Source organism: Tardiphaga sp. P9-11 (assembly GCF_008329525.1).
Classification (GTDB): Bacteria; Pseudomonadota; Alphaproteobacteria; order Rhizobiales; family Xanthobacteraceae; genus Tardiphaga.
Map to the genome: position 1 here is coordinate 158,432 of NZ_NPKQ01000007.1, position 18,390 is coordinate 176,821.

The 18,390-nt window shown below is 60.5% G+C and carries 25 protein-coding genes and 1 tRNA gene; 18 read left to right on the forward strand and 8 right to left on the reverse strand.

What is annotated here, in order from left to right; all coding sequences use genetic code 11:
* The first annotated feature begins 192 nt into the window (after positions 1-192).
* The 3 genes from CIW50_RS21605 (at position 193) to CIW50_RS21615 (ending at position 1,123) form a co-directional block, all read left to right on the forward strand.
* Positions 193-399, forward strand: a complete 207-nt coding sequence (locus tag CIW50_RS21605; RefSeq protein WP_116662210.1) for a hypothetical protein — start codon at positions 193-195, stop codon at positions 397-399.
* A gap of 161 nt (positions 400-560) precedes the next feature.
* Positions 561-809: a DUF6719 family protein gene (locus CIW50_RS21610; RefSeq protein WP_349636753.1), complete on the forward strand. Its 249-nt coding sequence runs from the start codon at positions 561-563 to the stop codon at positions 807-809.
* A gap of 116 nt (positions 810-925) precedes the next feature.
* Positions 926-1,123 carry a DUF3606 domain-containing protein gene (locus CIW50_RS21615; protein WP_149533240.1) on the forward strand — a complete coding sequence of 66 codons (198 nt, stop codon included), beginning with the start codon at positions 926-928 and terminating at the stop codon, positions 1,121-1,123.
* Positions 1,124-1,229: 106 nt separating this feature from the next.
* Here CIW50_RS21615 and CIW50_RS21620 read toward each other — a convergent pair whose 3' ends face one another.
* The gene (locus CIW50_RS21620) at positions 1,230-1,733 is read right to left on the reverse strand and encodes a hypothetical protein (RefSeq protein WP_172980416.1); all 504 of its coding nucleotides are present in this window, start codon (positions 1,731-1,733) and stop codon (positions 1,230-1,232) included.
* Between the two features lie 127 nt (positions 1,734-1,860).
* Between CIW50_RS21620 and CIW50_RS21625 the strand changes: the two genes are divergently transcribed.
* The 5 genes from CIW50_RS21625 to CIW50_RS21645 all read left to right on the forward strand — a co-directional run bounded on the left by CIW50_RS21625 (position 1,861) and on the right by CIW50_RS21645 (position 4,935).
* Positions 1,861-2,100, forward strand: coding sequence for a hypothetical protein (locus CIW50_RS21625; RefSeq protein ID WP_149533242.1), 240 nt, complete (start codon positions 1,861-1,863; stop codon positions 2,098-2,100).
* A 148-nt stretch (positions 2,101-2,248) separates the two neighbouring features.
* Positions 2,249-2,563 carry an H-NS histone family protein gene (locus tag CIW50_RS21630; RefSeq protein WP_149533243.1) on the forward strand — a complete coding sequence of 105 codons (315 nt, stop codon included), beginning with the start codon at positions 2,249-2,251 and terminating at the stop codon, positions 2,561-2,563.
* Between the two features lie 107 nt (positions 2,564-2,670).
* Positions 2,671-3,432, forward strand: coding sequence for an SIR2 family NAD-dependent protein deacylase (locus CIW50_RS21635; protein WP_172980417.1), 762 nt, complete (start codon positions 2,671-2,673; stop codon positions 3,430-3,432).
* Between the two features lie 193 nt (positions 3,433-3,625).
* On the forward strand, positions 3,626-4,282 hold the full coding sequence (locus CIW50_RS21640) for a cold-shock protein (RefSeq protein ID WP_149533329.1): 657 nt from the start codon (positions 3,626-3,628) through the stop codon (positions 4,280-4,282).
* 212 nt (positions 4,283-4,494) lie between these two features.
* Entirely contained in the window at positions 4,495-4,935 is a 441-nt protein-coding gene (locus tag CIW50_RS21645; protein WP_246664397.1) for a DUF192 domain-containing protein, read from the forward strand.
* A 21-nt stretch (positions 4,936-4,956) separates the two neighbouring features.
* Here CIW50_RS21645 and CIW50_RS21650 read toward each other — a convergent pair.
* Positions 4,957-5,033, reverse strand: a tRNA-Pro gene (locus CIW50_RS21650).
* Positions 5,034-5,124: 91 nt separating this feature from the next.
* Positions 5,125-6,309 (reverse strand): OpgC domain-containing protein, encoded by a 1,185-nt coding sequence (locus tag CIW50_RS21655; RefSeq protein ID WP_149533245.1) that lies wholly within the window; start codon positions 6,307-6,309, stop codon positions 5,125-5,127.
* 249 nt (positions 6,310-6,558) lie between these two features.
* Here CIW50_RS21655 and CIW50_RS21660 point away from each other — a divergent pair, with 249 nt between their 5' ends.
* The 4 genes from CIW50_RS21660 (at position 6,559) to CIW50_RS21675 (ending at position 11,606) form a co-directional block, all read left to right on the forward strand.
* Entirely contained in the window at positions 6,559-6,864 is a 306-nt protein-coding gene (locus tag CIW50_RS21660; RefSeq protein WP_149533246.1) for an ETC complex I subunit, read from the forward strand.
* A gap of 193 nt (positions 6,865-7,057) precedes the next feature.
* The gene (locus CIW50_RS21665; protein WP_149533247.1) at positions 7,058-8,662 is read left to right on the forward strand and encodes a carboxyl transferase domain-containing protein; all 1,605 of its coding nucleotides are present in this window, start codon (positions 7,058-7,060) and stop codon (positions 8,660-8,662) included.
* Between the two features lie 2 nt (positions 8,663-8,664).
* Positions 8,665-10,680, forward strand: a complete 2,016-nt coding sequence (locus CIW50_RS21670) for an acetyl/propionyl/methylcrotonyl-CoA carboxylase subunit alpha (RefSeq protein ID WP_149533248.1) — start codon at positions 8,665-8,667, stop codon at positions 10,678-10,680.
* A gap of 29 nt (positions 10,681-10,709) precedes the next feature.
* Positions 10,710-11,606 (forward strand): hydroxymethylglutaryl-CoA lyase, encoded by an 897-nt coding sequence (locus tag CIW50_RS21675; RefSeq protein WP_149533249.1) that lies wholly within the window; start codon positions 10,710-10,712, stop codon positions 11,604-11,606.
* Positions 11,607-11,635: 29 nt separating this feature from the next.
* Here the strand turns inward: CIW50_RS21675 and dctP are convergent, their stop codons facing one another.
* Positions 11,636-12,658 (reverse strand): TRAP transporter substrate-binding protein DctP, encoded by a 1,023-nt coding sequence (gene dctP, locus CIW50_RS21680; protein ID WP_149533250.1) that lies wholly within the window; start codon positions 12,656-12,658, stop codon positions 11,636-11,638.
* Between the two features lie 250 nt (positions 12,659-12,908).
* Between dctP and CIW50_RS21685 the strand changes: the two genes are divergently transcribed.
* Together CIW50_RS21685 and CIW50_RS21690 are read left to right on the forward strand one after the other, a co-directional pair.
* On the forward strand, positions 12,909-13,151 hold the full coding sequence (locus tag CIW50_RS21685; protein WP_149533251.1) for a pentapeptide MXKDX repeat protein: 243 nt from the start codon (positions 12,909-12,911) through the stop codon (positions 13,149-13,151).
* Between the two features lie 126 nt (positions 13,152-13,277).
* Positions 13,278-13,766: a cupin domain-containing protein gene (locus tag CIW50_RS21690; RefSeq protein WP_149533252.1), complete on the forward strand. Its 489-nt coding sequence runs from the start codon at positions 13,278-13,280 to the stop codon at positions 13,764-13,766.
* A 57-nt stretch (positions 13,767-13,823) separates the two neighbouring features.
* Here CIW50_RS21690 and CIW50_RS21695 read toward each other — a convergent pair whose 3' ends face one another.
* Complete coding sequence (locus tag CIW50_RS21695) at positions 13,824-14,165, reverse strand: DUF6481 family protein (RefSeq protein WP_149533253.1); 342 nt, start codon at positions 14,163-14,165, stop codon at positions 13,824-13,826.
* A 309-nt stretch (positions 14,166-14,474) separates the two neighbouring features.
* Between CIW50_RS21695 and CIW50_RS29160 the strand changes: the two genes are divergently transcribed.
* The 3 genes from CIW50_RS29160 (at position 14,475) to CIW50_RS21705 (ending at position 15,565) form a co-directional block, all read left to right on the forward strand.
* The gene (locus tag CIW50_RS29160) at positions 14,475-14,636 is read left to right on the forward strand and encodes a hypothetical protein (protein ID WP_172980418.1); all 162 of its coding nucleotides are present in this window, start codon (positions 14,475-14,477) and stop codon (positions 14,634-14,636) included.
* Between the two features lie 136 nt (positions 14,637-14,772).
* The gene (locus tag CIW50_RS21700; protein ID WP_149533254.1) at positions 14,773-14,952 is read left to right on the forward strand and encodes a hypothetical protein; all 180 of its coding nucleotides are present in this window, start codon (positions 14,773-14,775) and stop codon (positions 14,950-14,952) included.
* 127 nt (positions 14,953-15,079) lie between these two features.
* Positions 15,080-15,565 carry an FKBP-type peptidyl-prolyl cis-trans isomerase gene (locus CIW50_RS21705; RefSeq protein WP_246664388.1) on the forward strand — a complete coding sequence of 162 codons (486 nt, stop codon included), beginning with the start codon at positions 15,080-15,082 and terminating at the stop codon, positions 15,563-15,565.
* 2 nt (positions 15,566-15,567) lie between these two features.
* Here the strand turns inward: CIW50_RS21705 and CIW50_RS21710 are convergent, their stop codons facing one another.
* Together CIW50_RS21710 and CIW50_RS21715 are read right to left on the reverse strand one after the other, a co-directional pair.
* Positions 15,568-16,539, reverse strand: coding sequence for a TRAP transporter substrate-binding protein (locus CIW50_RS21710; RefSeq protein WP_149533255.1), 972 nt, complete (start codon positions 16,537-16,539; stop codon positions 15,568-15,570).
* Positions 16,540-16,628: 89 nt separating this feature from the next.
* On the reverse strand, positions 16,629-17,522 hold the full coding sequence (locus CIW50_RS21715; protein ID WP_149533256.1) for an FkbM family methyltransferase: 894 nt from the start codon (positions 17,520-17,522) through the stop codon (positions 16,629-16,631).
* 118 nt (positions 17,523-17,640) lie between these two features.
* Here CIW50_RS21715 and CIW50_RS29165 point away from each other — a divergent pair, with 118 nt between their 5' ends.
* A complete protein-coding gene (locus tag CIW50_RS29165; RefSeq protein WP_172980419.1) occupies positions 17,641-17,784 on the forward strand; it encodes a hypothetical protein in 144 nt (47 codons plus the stop codon).
* A gap of 13 nt (positions 17,785-17,797) precedes the next feature.
* Here the strand turns inward: CIW50_RS29165 and CIW50_RS21720 are convergent, their stop codons facing one another.
* On the reverse strand, positions 17,798-18,220 hold the full coding sequence (locus tag CIW50_RS21720) for a DUF1801 domain-containing protein (RefSeq protein ID WP_149533257.1): 423 nt from the start codon (positions 18,218-18,220) through the stop codon (positions 17,798-17,800).
* Positions 18,221-18,390: the final 170 nt, after the last annotated feature.

The following is an 18,390-nucleotide window of genomic DNA, read 5'->3' on the forward strand; positions in this document are numbered from 1 at the left end:
ATTTGTTCTAGTCGGCGCGGGCTATTTTGTCCATCGGGATCTTGCCGCGGCAGATTGGAAGGCACGGTAATTTTGCTGGAAATGGTGCGATCCGGGGCTCTCGATTTGGATCGCGATGGAGAGTGTCATTGTCATCGGCTATAAGGCCGCTCGATCGAGGCCTTTTGCTTCGGCGTCTGTCCAGGAGAGCTCATGAGCAAGCAGGCAATGCGCGAAGAGGCCGAGCGTCTGATCCGCGAGACCATGGAGCGCAAGGCGCTGGTGGTGAAACAGGGTGACACCCGGATCATGACGACCTGCGGCAAGTGCGGTGCGCCGAACAAGGTCTCGGCGCCGAAGGGCGTTGCGCGGGTGTCCTTCACCTGCAAGGAGTGTGGTCACGAGCAGGTCACGCTCTGATCCTATACTGAAACCGGAAATCGGCGCGAAAATTGCTTTGTGTTTCGTGGTGGTCCGGGGCAATAATTGCGGTAACGGCTCCGGGAGAGCCGGCTGCAAAAATTGAAGGGCGTAAGCGACTACCCTAGGACCGGTGCGTATTTGCTGTGTTGGGGACGACCATGCTTTTTTGGGTTTTGGGGACTTTCGGAATTTCTCTGGTGGCGTTGGCCACGCCATGTGCCGCTCAGTCCATTCGGACAGCTGAACCGCTCATCCTGGCGCCTTACGAAAGCGCGCTGGTCCAGGACGGTTCATGTGCCGCCGGCAAGATCTTAAAGGTGACCGGCGCCATTCGCGGCCTGCGCCGCAAGAAGCTGTGCATTCCGCTGAATGAAATTCAGGCCTCGCTGGGGTCAGTGGTTCAGTAGCCGGTTGCGGCAAGGTTTGTTTTGGCTGGACGACTTTTCGAGACCGCATCAATCGCCTGTTAACGCTGGAGCGCGTACGCACTTGGGCTCTATGGGTGACGTGTTACCCTGCCGACATGATCAGTCTCGTCCCAGTCGCCGCCGTTCTGGCGTCCGAACGCGGCGTCCGGCCGACGCCGGTGATCGATTCCAGTGACGCCTCCCAGCGCGACTATTGGGCCTATCGGTTGAGTGTCTCGCCGACCGAACTGAACGCAGCGATCGAAAAGGTCGGCTCCTCGGTTGCCGCCGTGCGGCGACACCTCGGCAAATAACCCGGACCGACAGACCGTCTCCTCACGTTGAAGCCGCAAGGTGAAAGCCCCGCCGGGGGAGGACGGGGCTTTCTGAAAACAGAGCATCGGGGAAACTGCTCCGGCTTTACAACCGGCCGCGCCCGGAATCGTTCCGCAGCGTTGTCCGGATACGCGTCTGCATGGCTTCGTAGTAGACGTCACGCTCGTGGATCATCTGGGCCTGGCGAGCCTTGAACGACGCAACGCGCTTGAGGATCTCGGCCCGCTCAGATGGGCCCGAATAGAGTGGATCTCTCCGGGCAGGAGGAGATGGCACGTTGCTTGGAGCTGCAACAGGAGCATCCTGCGAACTGCGCTCCGAGGTTTCAATTGCCTCGTTCGCTGCATCTACAATCAAAGCAGCAGCCGCCGAATGATCGGCGTCCGTGGTGGCGTGCGAGGTGACAGTTTCTGTCGAACCGGACGCTTGCGACGGCGCGTGGCTCGGCGGTTGCCAGATGTTCAGTCGCTTGGCCGCAACCGGATGCGCGGCGGCGACTTCCTGTACGAATGCGAGCGTCTGCGCGACCAGCCGGTCACGCTCTTCTTTCCAAGATGTCATGACGCGCTTCCTCAATCCCGCAGGCATTGTCTGCGAAACGCGAGCTCGACGTCAATTGAATTACATCCATCATGATGTCTTCGGTGGATGAGCGCGCCCGTATGCTTGCGGCGCATGGACGTTGCCGCTAGTCCGAAAGGAACAGGAGAATTCCATGGCCAAGATTGATCTGGACTCACTGAGCATCGAAGAACTTGCGGCACTGCGGGATCAGGCAACCGACAAGCTCGCAGAAAAAGTTGCTGCACGTCAGGCCGAGCTCGAAGCAGAGCTCGAGAAGCTCGCGCAGTACGGCAAGTCCGTGAAGAAATCGCAGGCTACGCCGGTCGCAAAGCCGAAGAAAGACGACGTGTTGAAGAGCGAACCTGCCGCTGACGTCTCGCGGGCTGCATAAAGATTTCGCAGATCGGTATCTAGTTACTGAAGGGCGGAGCGCATTTTGGCTCGGTCCTGAGATTTCATTTTGATGCGGTGTTTTGGCACCGCGTATTTTTCATCTAAATGCCGCACGCAGGCGCGTATTTTTATCTTCGGAGCCTGTTATGCCGACCCTTGATATCAAGTCACTTTCGGTTTCCCAGCTCCTCGCATTGCGTGAGAACATCGACAAACAACTGCAAGTGCATCGCGCCGAATTGCAGGCGCAACTCGCACAGATCAGAAATGTCGACAGTAAAACCAGCCACGTCAGAGGCATCAAAGTTCCGCCGAAGTATCGCCATCCCAGGACTGGTGAAACCTGGACTGGACGTGGTGGCGTTGCGGGGTGGCTTGCCAAGGAGATCGCAGCCGGTTGCAAGCGAGAGGATTTCCTGATCGACAAACCCGTCAAAAACGGACGCGCCAAAGCGAAATAGATTCAGGAAACGTGGTGACAAAGCAAAACATGCGTTGATCCCGGCGGGATGGCACCGGATCCTGGTCTGCAGCATTGTCGTCGGATCACTTCCTCTCGGACCTGCCAATGATTGCAACTGACCTTCGCACTGGCGTCGATCGTCTTGGCGAGATGATCGCCGAGGCCAGAACCATAGTTCCGTTCACCGGTGCCGGGATTTCCACCGAAACGGGCATTCCCGACTTTCGTTCGCCTGGTGGCTTGTGGACCCGTCACCAGCCAATTCCGTTCGACGAGTTCGTCGCCAGCCAGGAAGCACGCGATGAAGCCTGGCGCCGGCGCTTTGCGATGGAAGAGACATTCTCTGCGGCCAAGCCTGGTCGCGGGCATCGCGCGCTCGCCTCACTCTATAAGGCCGGCAAGATTCCGGCTGTGATCACCCAGAACATCGACAACCTGCATCAGATGTCCGGCTTCAAAGCCGACGCTGTGATCGAGCTGCACGGCAACACGACCTACGCGCGCTGCATTGGATGTCAAAAGCGCTACGAACTCGATTGGGTGAAGAGCAGATTCGATCCCGAAGAACAGGCGCCTGACTGCGCGGCATGCGGTGAGCCCGTGAAGGCTGCGACGATATCGTTCGGGCAGGCGATGCCGGAACATGAGATGCGCCGTGCGGCAGAACTTTCACGGCAATGCGATCTGTTCATTGCGATTGGATCGTCACTGGTCGTTTGGCCCGCTGCGGGATTCCCGATGATGGCGAAACATGCCGGCGCCCGCCTTGTCATCATCAACAATGAACCGACCGAGCAGGACGATCACGCTGACCTTGTCATTCACAACGATATCGGCGAAACGCTCGGACCGTTCGTCGGAAATTGATGCGTGATTGATTCGTCAGAGCGCAAGCTGTTCATAGCTGTCACTGTGTTCGTTTTTTGTCTTTGCTGATCAGGCGACAGTGTTATCCTCGAATCGTGAGATTCGCGTCGCACCATCGTAAATTTGCACCGATGGGACATGCGAGATGGTGCTGACAGGGCTGGCAGCGCAAATGATAGTAGGATCCGGGGCCATGGGGTCGGACGCATTTGAGTCCAAGCGATTGGGGGGAATTCCCGGAGCGGGCAGTCCGCGTGCAGGGAATGAGCACTCAGGCAGCGCAAGCCGCGATGCACTCGATCCTTTCGCGGGTGTCGGTGAGGGCAACGCAGTCGATCTCGTCGAGATCAGCGGTGTTATCAAGTGGTTCGACGCTTCGAAGGGATATGGCTTCATCATTCCCGATAATGGCGCTGCCGATGTGCTCCTGCATGTGACTGTGCTTCGCCGTGACGGCTACCAAACCGCCTATGAAGGTGCGCGTGTGGTCGTGGAATGTACCCAGCGTTCCAAGGGTTATCAGGCCTTCCGCGTCGTTTCGATGGACGAATCGACCGCGATCCATCCAGCGCAGATGCTGCCGCCGCGCACCCATGTCAGTGTGACACCCACCAGTGGCCTCGAGCGGGCGCAGGTGAAGTGGTTCAACCGGCTGCGTGGCTTCGGCTTTCTCAGCTGCGGAGAAGGCACGCCGGACATCTTCGTTCACATGGAAACCCTGCGCCGCTTCGGGATGACCGAGCTGCGTCCCGGCCAGTATGTGATGGTGCGCTTCGGGCCCGGCTCCAAGGGCATGATGGCGGCAGAGATCCAGCCCGAAGGCGGAACGCCAGGTCTTTCCTCGCACTAAGCCGTCCGGCTCTCGAGATTTCTTGCTGATTTCCTGCCGGCATTGGCCTGCCGTTAGGACGCATCGCGCGATCACGTGGCTGTGCATCACGACAGTCTGGCGCTGGCCCGCGTCGTCAGGCTAGGGTCGCGCCGCCCGGCGTTCCGACCGGGCTCTTGCGTGGATTGCCCTTCATGAGTCTGTTTCGCTTCGCCGCCCGCTGCCGCCTGTCGATGCTGGCCGCGATCGCCGCTTTCGCCCTGATCGCCCCGCAGACGCCTGTCTTCGCCGCCGAGTTCCAGCCCCTCGAGATCGTCGCTAAGTCTGGGGTGCGGATGTTCTCCGTCGAAATAGCCAAGACTGACGAGGAGAGGGCGACCGGACTGATGTACCGCAAGGAGCTCGCGGACGGTCGCGGCATGCTGTTCGACTTCACCCCGGAGCAGCAGGTCTCCATGTGGATGAAGAACACCTTCGTCTCGCTCGATATGATCTTCATCACGGGTGACGGCCGAGTGCTCCGGATCGCGGAGAATACCGAGCCGCAATCGCTCAAGATCATTTCATCGGGAGGCCCGGCACGGGCGGTCCTCGAAGTGGTCGCCGGTACGGCCAAAAAATACGGAATCGCACCGGGGGACCAAGTGGTCCACCCGTTGTTCAAGAAACATTAAATCATTGAATATGCTGGGATGTGGTCGGGGCACTAGGATTCGAACCTAGGACCTGCGGTACCCAAAACCGCCGCGCTACCAGGCTGCGCTATACCCCGACGATGCGGTGTCGATACACGCTTAGGCGGGGGTCAGCAAGGCACCTGCTGGCGATTTCTCGCTTGTCCCGCATCGCGTTCGGCTATGAGCCTATTCTGCCGCTTTCGACGGCGGTGCCTGCTGTGCTGAGGCTGCTGCGGGGGTCGACTTCGGCAGCGGCTTGTCCTGTTTTTTCGACCACGAAATGTAATAGGCGACCAGCGTCATCATGCCGATGCCGGCGGCGCTGACGAAGACCTGCGCCAGGAACGAACCCGACGACATCATCAGCTGGAAGTGGCCGACGAAGGACAGGAACACGCCGACGCAGAACACTGCGAGCGATTGCTGGCCGCATTTGATCAGCGGAGCGAAGACCGGCCATTCCAGACCCTTCCATTCCTTCGGCACGAAGCGGGTGACGAAGAAGGCGATGATCACGAAATGCAGCACGCGATAGGGCGCGAGGTTCGTCTTGTCGTTAGGATTGAATGCGTCGAACAGCCATTCGGGCATGATCATGTGGCCGATGTCCGGGAAGCGGCCGGCCATGGTCATCACCAGTGAGAACAGCAGATAGGCGATGCCGAAATACAGCAGCACTTTCGATCGGATCACCGAGCGCGATTCCAGCGCGCCGCCGAGCGCGAACCAGGCACCGAACACGAAGAGCAATTGCCAGGTGAACGGGTTAAAGTACCAGACGCCATAGGGATAGGCAGGCAAGTTCCAGCCGAACTGCCGGGCCGCGAAATACAGCGCCAGCGACGCCAGCATGGTGAGATCCGGCTTGCGCAGCATCATCCAGAGCACCGGCGGGAACAGGCCCATCAGCACGATATAGAGCGGCAGCACGTCGAGATTGAGCGGCTTGAACTTGAGCAGCAGACCCTGCGTCAGGGTCTGGATCGGATTGTCGACGAGGCCTGCGACGTTGAACTCGCTGATGATGTCGGGGTTGTTATAGCGCTGCGCCACATAGCCGATGGCGGCGATATAGATCACGAACAGGATGACGTGGGCGACATAGAGCTGCCAGACCCGCTTGGTGAGGCGGGTGGCGCCGACAATAAAGCCGCGCTCCAGCATCATCTTGGCGTAGACAAAGGACGCCGTGTAGCCGGAGATGAAGACGAATAGATCGGCGGCGTCGGAGAAGCCGTAGTTTCGCGTGGTGACCCAGTTCACCACATTGTCGGGGATATGATCGAGGTAGATCGCCCAATTGGCGATGCCACGAAACAGGTCCAGCCGCAGGTCGCGGCCTTTGGGGGGAAGAATGGCGTGAATGTCCATGGGTGCCGCTTTGGGAGCCGTTCTTGATGACGAATTGCGAGATCAGATAGACCGCTTCGTGCCCCGATTGTCACGACGCCGCGGAACGAATATACACAATAACGAAGCCGCCAAACGACGGAATCACGGATCAAATTCGTGACAATTGGATATACCAAACCCGCCGTTTTCACCAATTTGTCGCAGTGTCGCGGCTGACCAAGGCCGATCCCGCGACGAAGGCCCATCCTCAGAAGGCTATCGCATTCCATGACCGCACGTATCTTCAAAGCTCCCAAAAACGCCATGCAGGCGGGCCTCGCCAAGACCAAGGATTGGCAGCTCGATTACGAGCCGGAGCAGGCGCGGGTGATCGAGCCCCTGATGGGCTGGACCTCGTCGGGCGACATGAAGCAGCAGCTGTCCATCCATTTCGACAGCAAGGAAGAGGCCGTGGCCTATTGCGAGCGCGAAAGAGTTGCCTATCAGGTGATCGAGCCCAAGGTGCGCGCTCCCCGGACCATCGCCTATGCCGACAATTTTGCGTTCCGCCGCTCGGAGCCTTGGTCCCACTAACCAGCCCCGACCAAGACCCGGTCGCACTAGCAACCGATTTGCGGGGGATGCGCCCCGGCCACTCTTTAAATTCTCGCCCTGACAGCACCGAAAGTTAGGGTTGCGCCTCGCCACGACGGGGTGACACCATCGTGGCAGGCCCTTGCCGGGCCGCCGTGCAAACAAGAAACCGCCCTGCAGGAAACGGAAGCCGATGTCGCTTCGCTCCACGATCGATCCCACCTCGGCCGAGTTCAAGCGCAATGTCGATGTGATGAAGGCGCAGGTCGCTGAGCTCAAGGAAAAGCTCGGCGCCGTTGCCGGCGGCGGCGGAGAGGCCTCTCGCGCCAAGCACACCGCACGCGGCAAGATGCTGGCCCGCGAGCGCGTCGATCTCCTGATCGATCCCGGCACGGCCTTCCTCGAGCTCTCGCCGCTTGCCGCCAACGGCCTCTATGGCGGCGACGTCCATTCCGCCAGCGTCATCACTGGTGTTGGCCGGGTGTCGGGCAGGGAGTGCATGATCGTTGCCAATGACGCGACCATCAAGGGTGGCACCTACTATCCGATGACGGTGAAGAAGCATCTGCGCGCGCAGGACATCGCGCGGCAGAACAATCTGCCCTGCATCTATATGGTGGATTCCGGCGGCGCCTTCCTGCCGCAGCAGGACGATATCTTCCCGGATGAGCGCCACTTCGGACGCATCTTCTACAACCAGGCGCAGATGTCGGCGCAGGGCATTCCACAAATCGCTGTGGTGATGGGCTCCTGCACCGCCGGCGGCGCCTATATGCCGGCGATGTCCGACGAGAGCATCATCGTGCGCAATCAAGGCACGATCTTCCTCGGCGGTCCGCCACTGGTGAAGGCCGCAACCGGTGAGGTGGTCACCGCCGAAGAACTCGGCGGCGCCGACGTGCATTCGCGGCAATCCGGCGTCACCGACCACTACGCACAGAACGACGGCCACGCCATCGGCATCGCGCGCAAGATCGTCGCGACGCTGAAACCACCACAGCGGGCCATACTGAACATGCAGCCGCCCAGCGATCCGATGTATGCGGCGGAAGAACTCTACGGCGTCATCCCCGCTGATGCGCGCAAGCCGTTCGACATGCACGACATCATCGCGCGCATTGTCGATGGTTCGAAGTTCGACGAATTCAAGAAGCTCTATGGCACCACGTTGATTTGCGGCTTTGCGCATATCTGGGGCTTTCCCGTTGGCATCATCGCCAATAACGGCATCCTGTTCAGCGAGAGCTCGCTGAAGGGCGCGCATTTCATCGAGCTGTGCTGTCAGCGCAATATTCCGCTGGTTTTCCTTCAAAACATCACCGGCTTCATGGTCGGTAAGAAATACGAGGCCGGCGGCATCGCACGCGACGGCGCCAAGCTGGTGACGGCTGTGGCCACGGCGAATGTGCCGAAATTCACCGTGGTGGTCGGCGGCTCCTACGGTGCCGGCAATTACGGCATGTGCGGCCGCGCCTATAGCCCCCGTTTTCTGTGGATGTGGCCGAATGCGCGCATCTCGGTGATGGGCGGGGAACAGGCGGCCATGGTGCTGAGCCAGCTCCGCCGCGATAATATCGAAGCCAAGGGCGGCACCTGGTCGGCGGAGGAAGAGGAAGCCTTTCGCAAGCCGACGCGCGACCAGTTCGAGACCCAGGGCAGCCCGTATTACGCCACGGCGCGTCTGTGGGATGACGGCGTGATCGATCCCGCAGATACGCGCCTCGTCCTCGGACTTGGATTGTCGGCCTCGGCCAACGCGCCGATCGAGCCGACGCGCTTCGGCCTGTTCAGGATGTGATGATGGCACACGCCGAAATTCCAAAAGCTTTGTATCGTCGCTTTCGCACGCTCCTGATAGCCAATCGCGGCGAGATCGCTTGCCGCGTCATTCGCACCGCGCGGGCCATGGGGCTGCGTACCGTTGCGGTCTATTCCGAGGCAGATGCCAATGCGCTGCATGTCACGGAAGCCGACGAGGCCGTGCTGATCGGCCCGGCGCGTGCGCGCGACAGCTATCTCAGTATCGAGCGCATCCTCGAGGCTGCCAGGAAGACTGGCGCGGAGGCGATCCATCCGGGTTATGGCTTTCTCTCCGAGAGCGCGGAATTCGCGCAAGCCTGCGCCGATGCCGGTCTGATCTTCGTCGGACCCACTGCGGACATGATCACCGCCATGGGCTCGAAATCGGGCTCCAAGGCGTTGATGGAAAAAGCTGGCGTACCGCTGGTGCCGGGCTATCACGGCGAGGCGCAGGATGATGACATTCTCGCCAAGGCGGCCGACAAGATCGGTTTCCCGCTTCTGGTGAAAGCCTCCGCCGGCGGCGGCGGCCGCGGCATGCGCGTGGTGCGCTCGGCGGCGGAGCTGGCGCCTGCTATCGTCAGCGCCAAGCGCGAAGCCAAAGCGGCATTCGGCGACGACCGCATGCTGATCGAAAAATATGTCGACAATCCCCGCCACATCGAAGTGCAGATCGTCGGCGACAGCCACGGCAATCTGGTCTCGCTGTTCGAGCGTGAATGCACGTTGCAGCGACGGCATCAGAAGGTGATCGAAGAGGCGCCGTCGCCCACGTTGAACGACGCGCAGCGTGAGGCGGTATGCGCGGCGGCCCGCAAGGCTGCAGGCGCGGTGAACTATGTCGGCGCCGGCACCATCGAATTCGTCTCCGATGGCAAGGAGGTGTTCTTCATCGAGATGAATACGCGCCTGCAGGTCGAGCATCCCGTCACCGAACTGATCACTGGTGTCGATCTCGTCGAATGGCAGTTGCGCGTCGCGTTCGGCGAAAAGCTTCCGCTGGCGCAGGATCAGATCAGGCTCAACGGCCATGCCATCGAGGCGCGGGTTTACGCCGAGAATCCGCACAAGAATTTCATGCCGTCGGTCGGCAGGATCCGGACGTGGCGCACACCCGCGGAAACCAACGGCTTACGCATCGACGCGGGCTACCGCGAGGGCGATGCGGTCTCACCGAATTACGATGCGATGCTCGCCAAGGTGATTGCCTGGGCACCGACGCGCGATGCAGCGATCAACCGGCTCAATCGGGGGCTGGAAGAAACCGATATTCGCGGCATCGTCACCAACACGCCGTTCCTGTCGGCGCTTGTGACGCATCCGGATGTGCGTGCCAACACCATCGACACCGGCTTTATCGAGCGTGAATTGAAAGCGTTGACGCCGGGCTCGGCGACGCCCGGCGATCTGGAACTATGCGCGGCAGTGGCTGCCATCGTCGCAAGCGAAAAGCAGGTAGCTCGAGCGGCCCAGACCTCGCCTTGGCAAACCGCAGGCTGGATGCCGGTCGGGCGTCGCCAGCGTGTGTTCAGGTTCAAGCACGGTGCGGACGAGCAGCGAGCGACGCTGAATTACGGCAGCGGTCCTGCGACAATTTCGATCGGTGATCGCGAAGTTGGTTTTGAAGCGTCTGCGGCCGACGGCGTGTATTTCGACCTGACGCTGGATGGATCGCGCTCGCGCAATGTCTCGGTGATCGAAGGCCACGAACTCTATCTGCGTACGCGTAACGGCCGTTTTGACATCCATTGGGTCGATCCGTTCGGCGGCGACGATGAAGAGCAGGTCGGCGAAGACAAGATCGTTGCGCCGTTGCCCGGCACAGTGGTGGCGCTACTGGCCGAGGAGGGCGCGACCTTGGAGAAGGGCGCGGCTATCCTGACGCTGGAAGTCATGAAGATGGAGCAGACCCTGCGAGCGCCGTTCGCAGGCGTGTTGAAAAACATCAAGTGCAAGGTCGGCGACATCGTGCAGGAAGGTGTCGAACTCGCCGAAGTCGAGCCTTTGGCAGAATAAGCCCAGCGCCGCGTGAGATTGAAATAGGCATGAGTGATCAGGTTCGTATTGTCGAAGTCGGCCCGCGCGACGGTCTGCAGAATGAGAAGACGCCGGTGTCGGTCGAAGACCGCATCGCCTTTGTGAAGGCGCTGGTCGGGGCTGGTTTGCATACGGTCGAGGTCGGCTCGTTCGTGTCGCCCAAGGCGATTCCGAAGATGATGGGCTCGGATCAGGTCTTTCTCGGCGTGCGCGATTTGCCAGGCGAGTTCCATGTGCTGGTGCCCAACGAGAAGGGCTATGAGGGCGCGAAGGCCGTTGGCGCGAAAGTCATCGCGGTGTTCGCCTCGGCGTCCGAGGGGTTCTCGCGCGCCAACATCAATTGCTCGGTCGCGGAATCCATCGAACGCTTCAAGCCGGTGATCGAACGCGCCAAGGCTGACGGCATACGCGTGCGCGGTTACGTCTCCTGCGTGCTCGGCTGCCCCTACGATGGCGAAGTTGCGCCGCAGGCGGTCGTAGAGGTCTCAAAGGCGCTGTACGATCTCGGCTGCTACGAAGTCTCGCTCGGCGACACCATCGGCGTTGGCACGCCGTCAAAAGCCCGACAGATGCTGCGCGCCGTCGCGGGCTCGGTCCCCATGCCGAATCTGGCGATGCACTTCCACGACACTTACGGTCAGGCGCTTGCCAATCTCTATGCCGGCATGGAAGAGGGCTGCCACGTCATCGATACGGCCGCCGGCGGCCTTGGCGGATGTCCCTACGCGCCTGGTGCGACTGGCAATGTCGGCACCGAAGACGTGGTCTTCATGCTGGAAGGCATGGGAATTGCCACAGGCGTCGATATGAGCAAGCTGCTCGTTGCGACCAACACCATCAGCGCTCTGATCGGCCGTCCGCCGGTCAGTCGTGTCGCCTCTGCGCTCAACGCGAAAACGCGCTGAGACTACCAGACGGAGGACGACGGGATACGTCAGGCCGGGACGTCCATTGCGAGCTTGAGGAGGTTCGCGGTCAATGGCGTCTTGGCGACATAGTCCTTCCACGCCGTATCGCGCGCGATATCGCGCCACTTGCCGACGATCGCAGCGTCGAGCGCGCTGACCTTGGCGCCAGCCTTCTCATAGACCCTGGACACTTCGACATCATCCTGCTGCGCACCGGCCTTGCCGAATGCTTCCATTTCCGCGCCGACCGACGCCAAAATATCCTGGTGCGCTTTAGGCAACTTGTCGAACACCGTTTTGGACATCATCAACGGCTCCAGCATGAACCAGTAGGACGCGCCCGCGCCGGAGGTCAGATGCTTGGCGACTTCGCTCAGCTTGAATGAGATCAGGCTGGTTGATGAAGTAAGACCGGCATCACAGGCGCCACTCTTCATCGCCGCGTAAATTTCGTTGGACGGCATTGAGAGAACATTTGCGCCCGCGGTCTGCAGCATCATGTTCATCTCGCGCGAACCGCCGCGCACCGTGAGGCCCTTGGCGTCCTCCGGGGCGACCAGCGGGCGCACGCGACTGGCTACTCCGCCGGCCTGCCAGACCCAGGTGAGCAGGACGATGCCGTTGTCGGCAAGAATGTCGCTTAGTGCCTTGCCGATCGGCAGGCCCTTCCAGCGGAGGCCCTGATCGTAGGTCGTGACCAGACCGGGCATCAGGCCAATATTCGCCTCCGGCAATTCGTTGCCGGCATAGGGCAAGGGATAGAGGCTCAAATCGAGAGTCCCTTTGCGCATGGCCGAAAATTGCGCATCCGCCTTGATCAGCGACGAATCCGGATAAACCTCGGCAACAAGGTCGCCGCCACTCTGCCTGGCAATGGCGGATGCGAAGGTGCGGACCAGACGGTCGCGGAAGTCGCCCTTGTCGATGCTGCCACCGGGAAACTGGTGCGAGATCTTCAGCGTGGTCGCTGCATGTGCCGTACCGATACCACAACGGAGGATCGCGGGCGCGGCGAGGGCCGATCCAAGGACGTGGCGGCGAGTCAACATGCGTAACTCCTGAAAGTGTTCGTCTGGTGCCCGGCGGGACAAAATACGCCCGCGTCCTGTTGCTCCGTCACCGCGCGCCCACCGTTTATACAATCCGAACGGGCGGGCAAGTGATGTTGCGTCGCACGCGGCGACTATTGAATGCGTCATCAAGACTTTTTTCGATGCGACGTAACAAACCGCGATCTCCGTACGTCTGGTTCATAGCGACAGACGTCGCGCTTCAAAAATGGATCAGAGGAAGACCATCATGACCATCTCCACCAAATTTGCGCTCGGCGTGTCCGCCGCTGTCGTCTCGCTCAGCCTCGCGCTGGCACCCGCCGCTTTCGCTCAGGACAAGATGAGCAAGGATGACGGCATGAAGAAGGACACCATGTCGAAGGGTGACGGCATGAAGAAAGATGCCATGTCCCACGACGGTATGAAGAAGGACGATGGCATGAAGAAAGACGGCATGATGAAGAAGGAAGACGGAATGATGAAGAAGTAACGTCTTCATCGTCGTCGCTGTGACGGGCCCGTCATTGCGGCGGGCTCGTCATGCTGCGTTGCTCGTTGCCGGAACTGAAAACCAGGCATAGCCTCCGCGCATAAGAAAATGCCTGGGGAGGCCATGATGAAGAAAGAACGACGCGTTGTCGTTGCGGCGGCTTGTATGCTTGCGGCAACGCTGTTTCCGAGCGTAACGACATGGAGCGCCACCGACGAGATGGGCTTCGTGCGTATCAATCAAGGCGAGGAGGTCTGGAAGAATCCGTTTGGTGTCGGCGTTGAAGTCGCGACGCTTTACGGCGATCCCTCAAAGCAGGGCATCTATGTGCTGCGGATCAAATGGCCGCCGGGCATCATGAGCAAGCCGCACAGGCATCCGGAAGATCGCCACGTCGTGGTGCTGTCGGGTACCTGGTACACCGGCACGGGCGAGGCCTTCGTGCCCGAGAAGGCGATCCCGATGAAGACCGGCGGCTACATGGTGCATCCCGCCGGTGCGGTGCATTGGGACGGAACGCGGGAAGAGGGCGCGGTGATCCAGATCACCGGCTACGGCCCGAGCGGCAATAATTTCGTCAAACCCGACGAGCCGCAATTCGGCAAAACGAACTGACCTCGGACAATCAATTCATGCAGCGTGCCATCGGATGATGGCACGCTGATCTCGTGCTTATTTACGCTTCTTGCGGGCGGCGTAGCGGGCGTCGCGGGCAGCCTTCTGCTGGGCTTCCAGCGCGGCCTGGGCAAGCACGGCTTCTTCCTTCTCGCGCGCAGCCTGGGCTACAGCGGCGGCGGCTTCCTCGGCTTCACGAGCCTTCTGGACAGCCTTCTCGGCGTCGCGGGCGGCCTTGGCTTCCGCGCGTGCGGCGGCGGCGGCTTCGCGCTCGGCGGCGCGCGCCTTCACGGCAGGATCATCGGGGCCCGGTGCTGCCTTGAATTTGTTCAGAATGTTCTTCTTGGCTTCGATCGCAGCCTTCTGGCGATCCGCGAAGCTGGGTTCCTTAAATGACATGAACGAGGCCTTGTCGCTTTCTTTGGTTTGGGGTGGGTCATTGTCGGGTGCGGCAGCCGGGCAAACACCCAGGCAATGGCCGAAACTCTGCTGCGGTTTACAGCCGACAGCGCGGCAACGCATCAACTATCTGCGATTTACGGCGATCTTACGCATGATTTGCCGGAAATGAAGCCTGTGCGAGGCTGACGCGGGATCCGCGCTGGGGTGATCTGCGTATATCCGCAAATTCCGGGAATCAGGCATGTTTTGGTCATCCGCCGATTTGGAGCGCGCGGAGCAGGCCGCCTGTACGGCGCGAGGACTGACATGGATGCCCTGAAGACAGCCGTCGACGCGGTGGTCGTTCTGACCGGTTGTGATCGCGACATGGTGACCCGTTTCATTCGCGGGCAATATCTGTCGGGCGTCCGGGATCCCAAGCGGCTGACCTTCAAGGGGCTGCAATTCGCTGCAGAAGCAAGCGGTTAGCAACATTTGTGGCCGAACGACCTTGTTGCGGCTTTGCTGCGGCCGTGTTGTGGCCTTGAACCTGCGGTGCCCTCCGGCTGACTGATCAGGAACTTTCCGCAGAAAGCGGAGTTCCTGTCGCCATCGGGAGTTCTCCATGCAAGCAGCCATCGATCGCGTCATCCGTTCTTTCACCTTCAGGCACTCGGTCTCGCTTTCAGAGCCGATGTCCGAGGGGCCGTCGGTCCAGACCAGCGACGAGGCGACCGAGTTCGCGACCCGGTTGCTCGAGAACTACAAGGGGCAGCTGGCCCGGCGCAGCCTGAAGCCTGACTGAGACCGGATGAGCGATTCCTCTTGCCGTTTTCCTGCGATGTCGGCTCCGGGATTGCCGGGACTTGCGTTGCGATGCGATCACGGGGCATGACTGCGCCGCTCGCAGACCCAACCATCCAGGAGACAAGATGCGAAACTCCCAGCGTGCCGTCAGAGCTACGGCTGTCGCGCTCAGTGCGGCCATGATCGTGGCCGTGTCCGACGTCTCCCTTTCTTCCGCCATGGCGCAAGCGCCGCAGAAAATGGCGCCAGCCGCAGGAAAAACCATGACCACAGCTTCAGGCCTCAAGATCGAAGACACGACAGTTGGCACCGGCGCGACGCCGGCCAAGGGACAGACTTGCGTGATGCACTACACCGGCTGGCTCTATGAGAACGGCGTCAAGGGCAAGAAATTCGACAGTTCGGTCGACCGCAACGAGCCGTTCGAATTCCCGATCGGCATGTCACGTGTCATCAAGGGCTGGGACGAAGGCGTTGCCACCATGAAGGTCGGCGGCAAGCGCACGCTGATCATTCCACCGGAACTCGGCTATGGCGCGCGTGGTGCTGGCGGCGTGATCCCGCCAAATGCAACGCTGATTTTCGACGTCGAACTGCTCGGCGTCAAATAAGCTTATGCCTGCGCGATCCTGCGCAGCAGGGTCCGTGACGCTTCCTCGCCGGCATAGATGTCGGCGAGGGGCGCTGCCTTTGCGATGAATGGGCCCTTGTCCGGCTTGACGAATGTCACGCCCATCGCTTCGACCTGCAGGCGCGTTTGCGCCTCGAATGCCGTCCACAGCTTGTTCATGTGATGATAGGAGAGGGCCGCGGCTTCGCGGATGATCTCCCGCTGCTTCTGAGCCATGTTATTGAGCCGGCCGGCACCGACCAGCAGCACATCCGGAATCATGGTGTGTTCGTCGAACGAGTAGTGCGTCGCGACCTCGGCGTGCTTGCCGACGATCAGCGCAGCCACGCTGTTCTCCGCACCGTCGACCAGTCCCGACTTCAGCGCGACATAGACGTTGCTCCATGACAGTTCGATGCCTTCGGCGCCGAACAGCTGCATGAGCTTGACCATCGTCTCGGACGGCTGGATGCGGATCTTCATGCCCTTGAGATCGTCGGGATGCAGGATCGGCTTTCGGCCATAGAAGCTGCGCGCGCCGGCATCGTAGAAGGTCAGGCCGGTGAGGCCCTTCGATGTGGTAGAGCCCAGAACGTCGCTGCCGATCTCGTTGCTCGTCACCTTCAGCCAATGCGCGCGATCGCGGAACGTGAAGGGCAGGTTGAGAACCTTGTAAGCCGGATGAAGGCGTTCGAGTACGCTGGCGCTGACTTTCAGGAAATCCAGTTTGCCGGCCTGTACCTGCGACAGCAGGTCGACTTCCTGACCGAGCTGCCCGTCTGCAAATAGCATGATGTCGAGTTCGCCCTGCGAACGTTCGCGCGCCAGGTCGGCAAAGTGCTGCATGGCCGGGTGGACGGGATGGGTGGTCGGCAGGCTATGGGCGAGGCGCATCTTCAGCGGTTCGGCGCGCAGCACTGCAGGGCAGGCGATCGCCAGTCCTGCAGTCAGCAAAAGGCGGCGCCGTGAAAGCATGGTCTGCCTCGTGTCCTGGCTGGAAAGATGATGCAAGCGACGGCGCGTCCCCTGCGCCGGACATCATGTTACGTCGGAACCGGAGAAGTTTAAAGTCTGCCGCCAGCTACTTTGGGGCGATTGGCCTGGAGCAGGGCGACATAGCGGTTCTTGGCATCCGGCGCGACGGCACCGCGGCTGGCGAGATGATGCACACAATTAAGCGCCAGATCGAACGAACCGTAGCAATGATGCGCGATCAGCGCGAGGTGCTTGAGCTGCTCGCTGTCCATCGCCTCGGCCTGAATGAAATTCCGGACGTAAACGACGTCCGCCTCGACGAGTTGATTGATGGCGGCAGCAGGATTCGGCCCCATCATGGGCGCGATCATCTTCTTGTTGATGGCCGTGAACATGTGCGGAATGAAGCCAAGGCTGCGCAGTTCGAGATCGATGTCGCCGAACACCGGCTGCTTCTCATAAAGCGGCACGAAGGAAACTTCAGTCTGAATGGCGACAGCCTTTGCCAGTTTGCTGCGACCGTTCCTGAACACCGACAGTTCGCCGCCCTGAATGTCGATTTTCAGGAGATCGATGCGCTCGATCTCGGTGATATCGTCGAGCCGCCGTGTATCGAGCGGGAGTCTGTCGACGACACGTCCGAGCTCTGTGAAGTTCGGAAAGTGCGTGAGTGTTTTCGATTCAGGTTGTAGTAGGCTGGCGAAGCCGATGCCGCGGCAGATGTTCAGCGTATGGCGGCTACCATCGCCGACGGCATAGGGCAGATAGGTTTCCAGCGCGCTCTTGCGCTGCTGCAACTTCAGTAGCGCCTGCGGATGCGGATCGAAGCCGGTGACGCGGCAGAGCCCGCGTTGCAGCATCGGCTTGTAGGGCGGATCGCCATCGATGGGATTGGCGCCAATATCGACGACATCGGTCAGTCGCGCGGGCAGCAGCAGCGCGGACAAGCCATCATCATCGCGTCCAATCTCACCCTTCCGCATGCGTACCTTTCCCGTGAATGGTGCGACAATGCGTGCTTTGCTGGGTGCGATCTGTGTGTCAGAACGTCGCGCGACAATTCGGACGGTCAGGGCGCTTGCGCCGGAAGTAGGGGACGGAATGAAGCACGAACAGAGAGACGACGCAGTGCGCAACCGGCCCATCCATCATTCGCCGCTGTTCTGGATTGGCGTGGTTCTGTGTCTGGCCGCGATCGTCGTCTATGTGATGTCTTACGACCTATCGTGGCCCGTCGCGAAATAGCGGTGCTCACGCATTACTTTGGCTTCTTCTTGGCTGATACGTTCAGCGCCACAGCAGCTCGGACAAGTGCTTTCAGCGCCTTCTCATCCACCTTGTCACCCTCGTGAATATCGATGGCACGTCGGGTGTTGCCGTCGAGGCTGGAATTGAAAAGGCCTGACGGGTCATCGAGCGAGGCGCCCTTCGCAAAGGTCATCTTCACGACCGCCTTGTAGGTTTCGCCGGTGCAGATGATCCCTGTGTGTTCCCAGACCGGAACGCCGCGCCACTTCCATTCCTCGACCACGTCGGGGACAGCCTGCCTGATGATGTTTCGGACGCGAGCGAGCATCTCGCCGCGCCAGCCACCCAGCTCCTTGATCTTCGAGTCGATGAGCCGAGAGGGAGAGCCTGTCTCGTCGATCTTGATCGATGCGATGGACGTCTTTTTTGCCATGCGCTCCCTCTCCGACGCCCGAAGCCATGCAGCCGTGTTGGTGGTGCTTAACTACGCGTCGTGAAAATAACCCCACCCGTTTGGAGCGTCCAGCCTTCCGCCACAGGCGAACGAAAAATCCCTGCGCACTGCGTATTCCGGATATCGAACCAATTCCTGTGTCACGAAAT

Coding starts and splice junctions, on each gene's coding strand:
- CIW50_RS21605 (WP_116662210.1), top strand. CDS start 193: ATGAGCAAGCAGGCAATGCGCGAAGAGGCCGAGCGTCTGATCCGCGAG.
- CIW50_RS21610 (WP_349636753.1), top strand. CDS start 561: ATGCTTTTTTGGGTTTTGGGGACTTTCGGAATTTCTCTGGTGGCGTTG.
- CIW50_RS21615 (WP_149533240.1), top strand. CDS start 926: ATGATCAGTCTCGTCCCAGTCGCCGCCGTTCTGGCGTCCGAACGCGGC.
- CIW50_RS21620 (WP_172980416.1), bottom strand. CDS start 1,733: ATGCCTGCGGGATTGAGGAAGCGCGTCATGACATCTTGGAAAGAAGAG.
- CIW50_RS21625 (WP_149533242.1), top strand. CDS start 1,861: ATGGCCAAGATTGATCTGGACTCACTGAGCATCGAAGAACTTGCGGCA.
- CIW50_RS21630 (WP_149533243.1), top strand. CDS start 2,249: ATGCCGACCCTTGATATCAAGTCACTTTCGGTTTCCCAGCTCCTCGCA.
- CIW50_RS21635 (WP_172980417.1), top strand. CDS start 2,671: ATGATTGCAACTGACCTTCGCACTGGCGTCGATCGTCTTGGCGAGATG.
- CIW50_RS21640 (WP_149533329.1), top strand. CDS start 3,626: ATGGGGTCGGACGCATTTGAGTCCAAGCGATTGGGGGGAATTCCCGGA.
- CIW50_RS21645 (WP_246664397.1), top strand. CDS start 4,495: ATGCTGGCCGCGATCGCCGCTTTCGCCCTGATCGCCCCGCAGACGCCT.
- CIW50_RS21655 (WP_149533245.1), bottom strand. CDS start 6,309: ATGGACATTCACGCCATTCTTCCCCCCAAAGGCCGCGACCTGCGGCTG.
- CIW50_RS21660 (WP_149533246.1), top strand. CDS start 6,559: ATGACCGCACGTATCTTCAAAGCTCCCAAAAACGCCATGCAGGCGGGC.
- CIW50_RS21665 (WP_149533247.1), top strand. CDS start 7,058: ATGTCGCTTCGCTCCACGATCGATCCCACCTCGGCCGAGTTCAAGCGC.
- CIW50_RS21670 (WP_149533248.1), top strand. CDS start 8,665: ATGGCACACGCCGAAATTCCAAAAGCTTTGTATCGTCGCTTTCGCACG.
- CIW50_RS21675 (WP_149533249.1), top strand. CDS start 10,710: ATGAGTGATCAGGTTCGTATTGTCGAAGTCGGCCCGCGCGACGGTCTG.
- dctP (WP_149533250.1), bottom strand. CDS start 12,658: ATGTTGACTCGCCGCCACGTCCTTGGATCGGCCCTCGCCGCGCCCGCG.
- CIW50_RS21685 (WP_149533251.1), top strand. CDS start 12,909: ATGACCATCTCCACCAAATTTGCGCTCGGCGTGTCCGCCGCTGTCGTC.
- CIW50_RS21690 (WP_149533252.1), top strand. CDS start 13,278: ATGAAGAAAGAACGACGCGTTGTCGTTGCGGCGGCTTGTATGCTTGCG.
- CIW50_RS21695 (WP_149533253.1), bottom strand. CDS start 14,165: ATGTCATTTAAGGAACCCAGCTTCGCGGATCGCCAGAAGGCTGCGATC.
- CIW50_RS29160 (WP_172980418.1), top strand. CDS start 14,475: ATGGATGCCCTGAAGACAGCCGTCGACGCGGTGGTCGTTCTGACCGGT.
- CIW50_RS21700 (WP_149533254.1), top strand. CDS start 14,773: ATGCAAGCAGCCATCGATCGCGTCATCCGTTCTTTCACCTTCAGGCAC.
- CIW50_RS21705 (WP_246664388.1), top strand. CDS start 15,080: ATGCGAAACTCCCAGCGTGCCGTCAGAGCTACGGCTGTCGCGCTCAGT.
- CIW50_RS21710 (WP_149533255.1), bottom strand. CDS start 16,539: ATGCTTTCACGGCGCCGCCTTTTGCTGACTGCAGGACTGGCGATCGCC.
- CIW50_RS21715 (WP_149533256.1), bottom strand. CDS start 17,522: ATGCGGAAGGGTGAGATTGGACGCGATGATGATGGCTTGTCCGCGCTG.
- CIW50_RS29165 (WP_172980419.1), top strand. CDS start 17,641: ATGAAGCACGAACAGAGAGACGACGCAGTGCGCAACCGGCCCATCCAT.
- CIW50_RS21720 (WP_149533257.1), bottom strand. CDS start 18,220: ATGGCAAAAAAGACGTCCATCGCATCGATCAAGATCGACGAGACAGGC.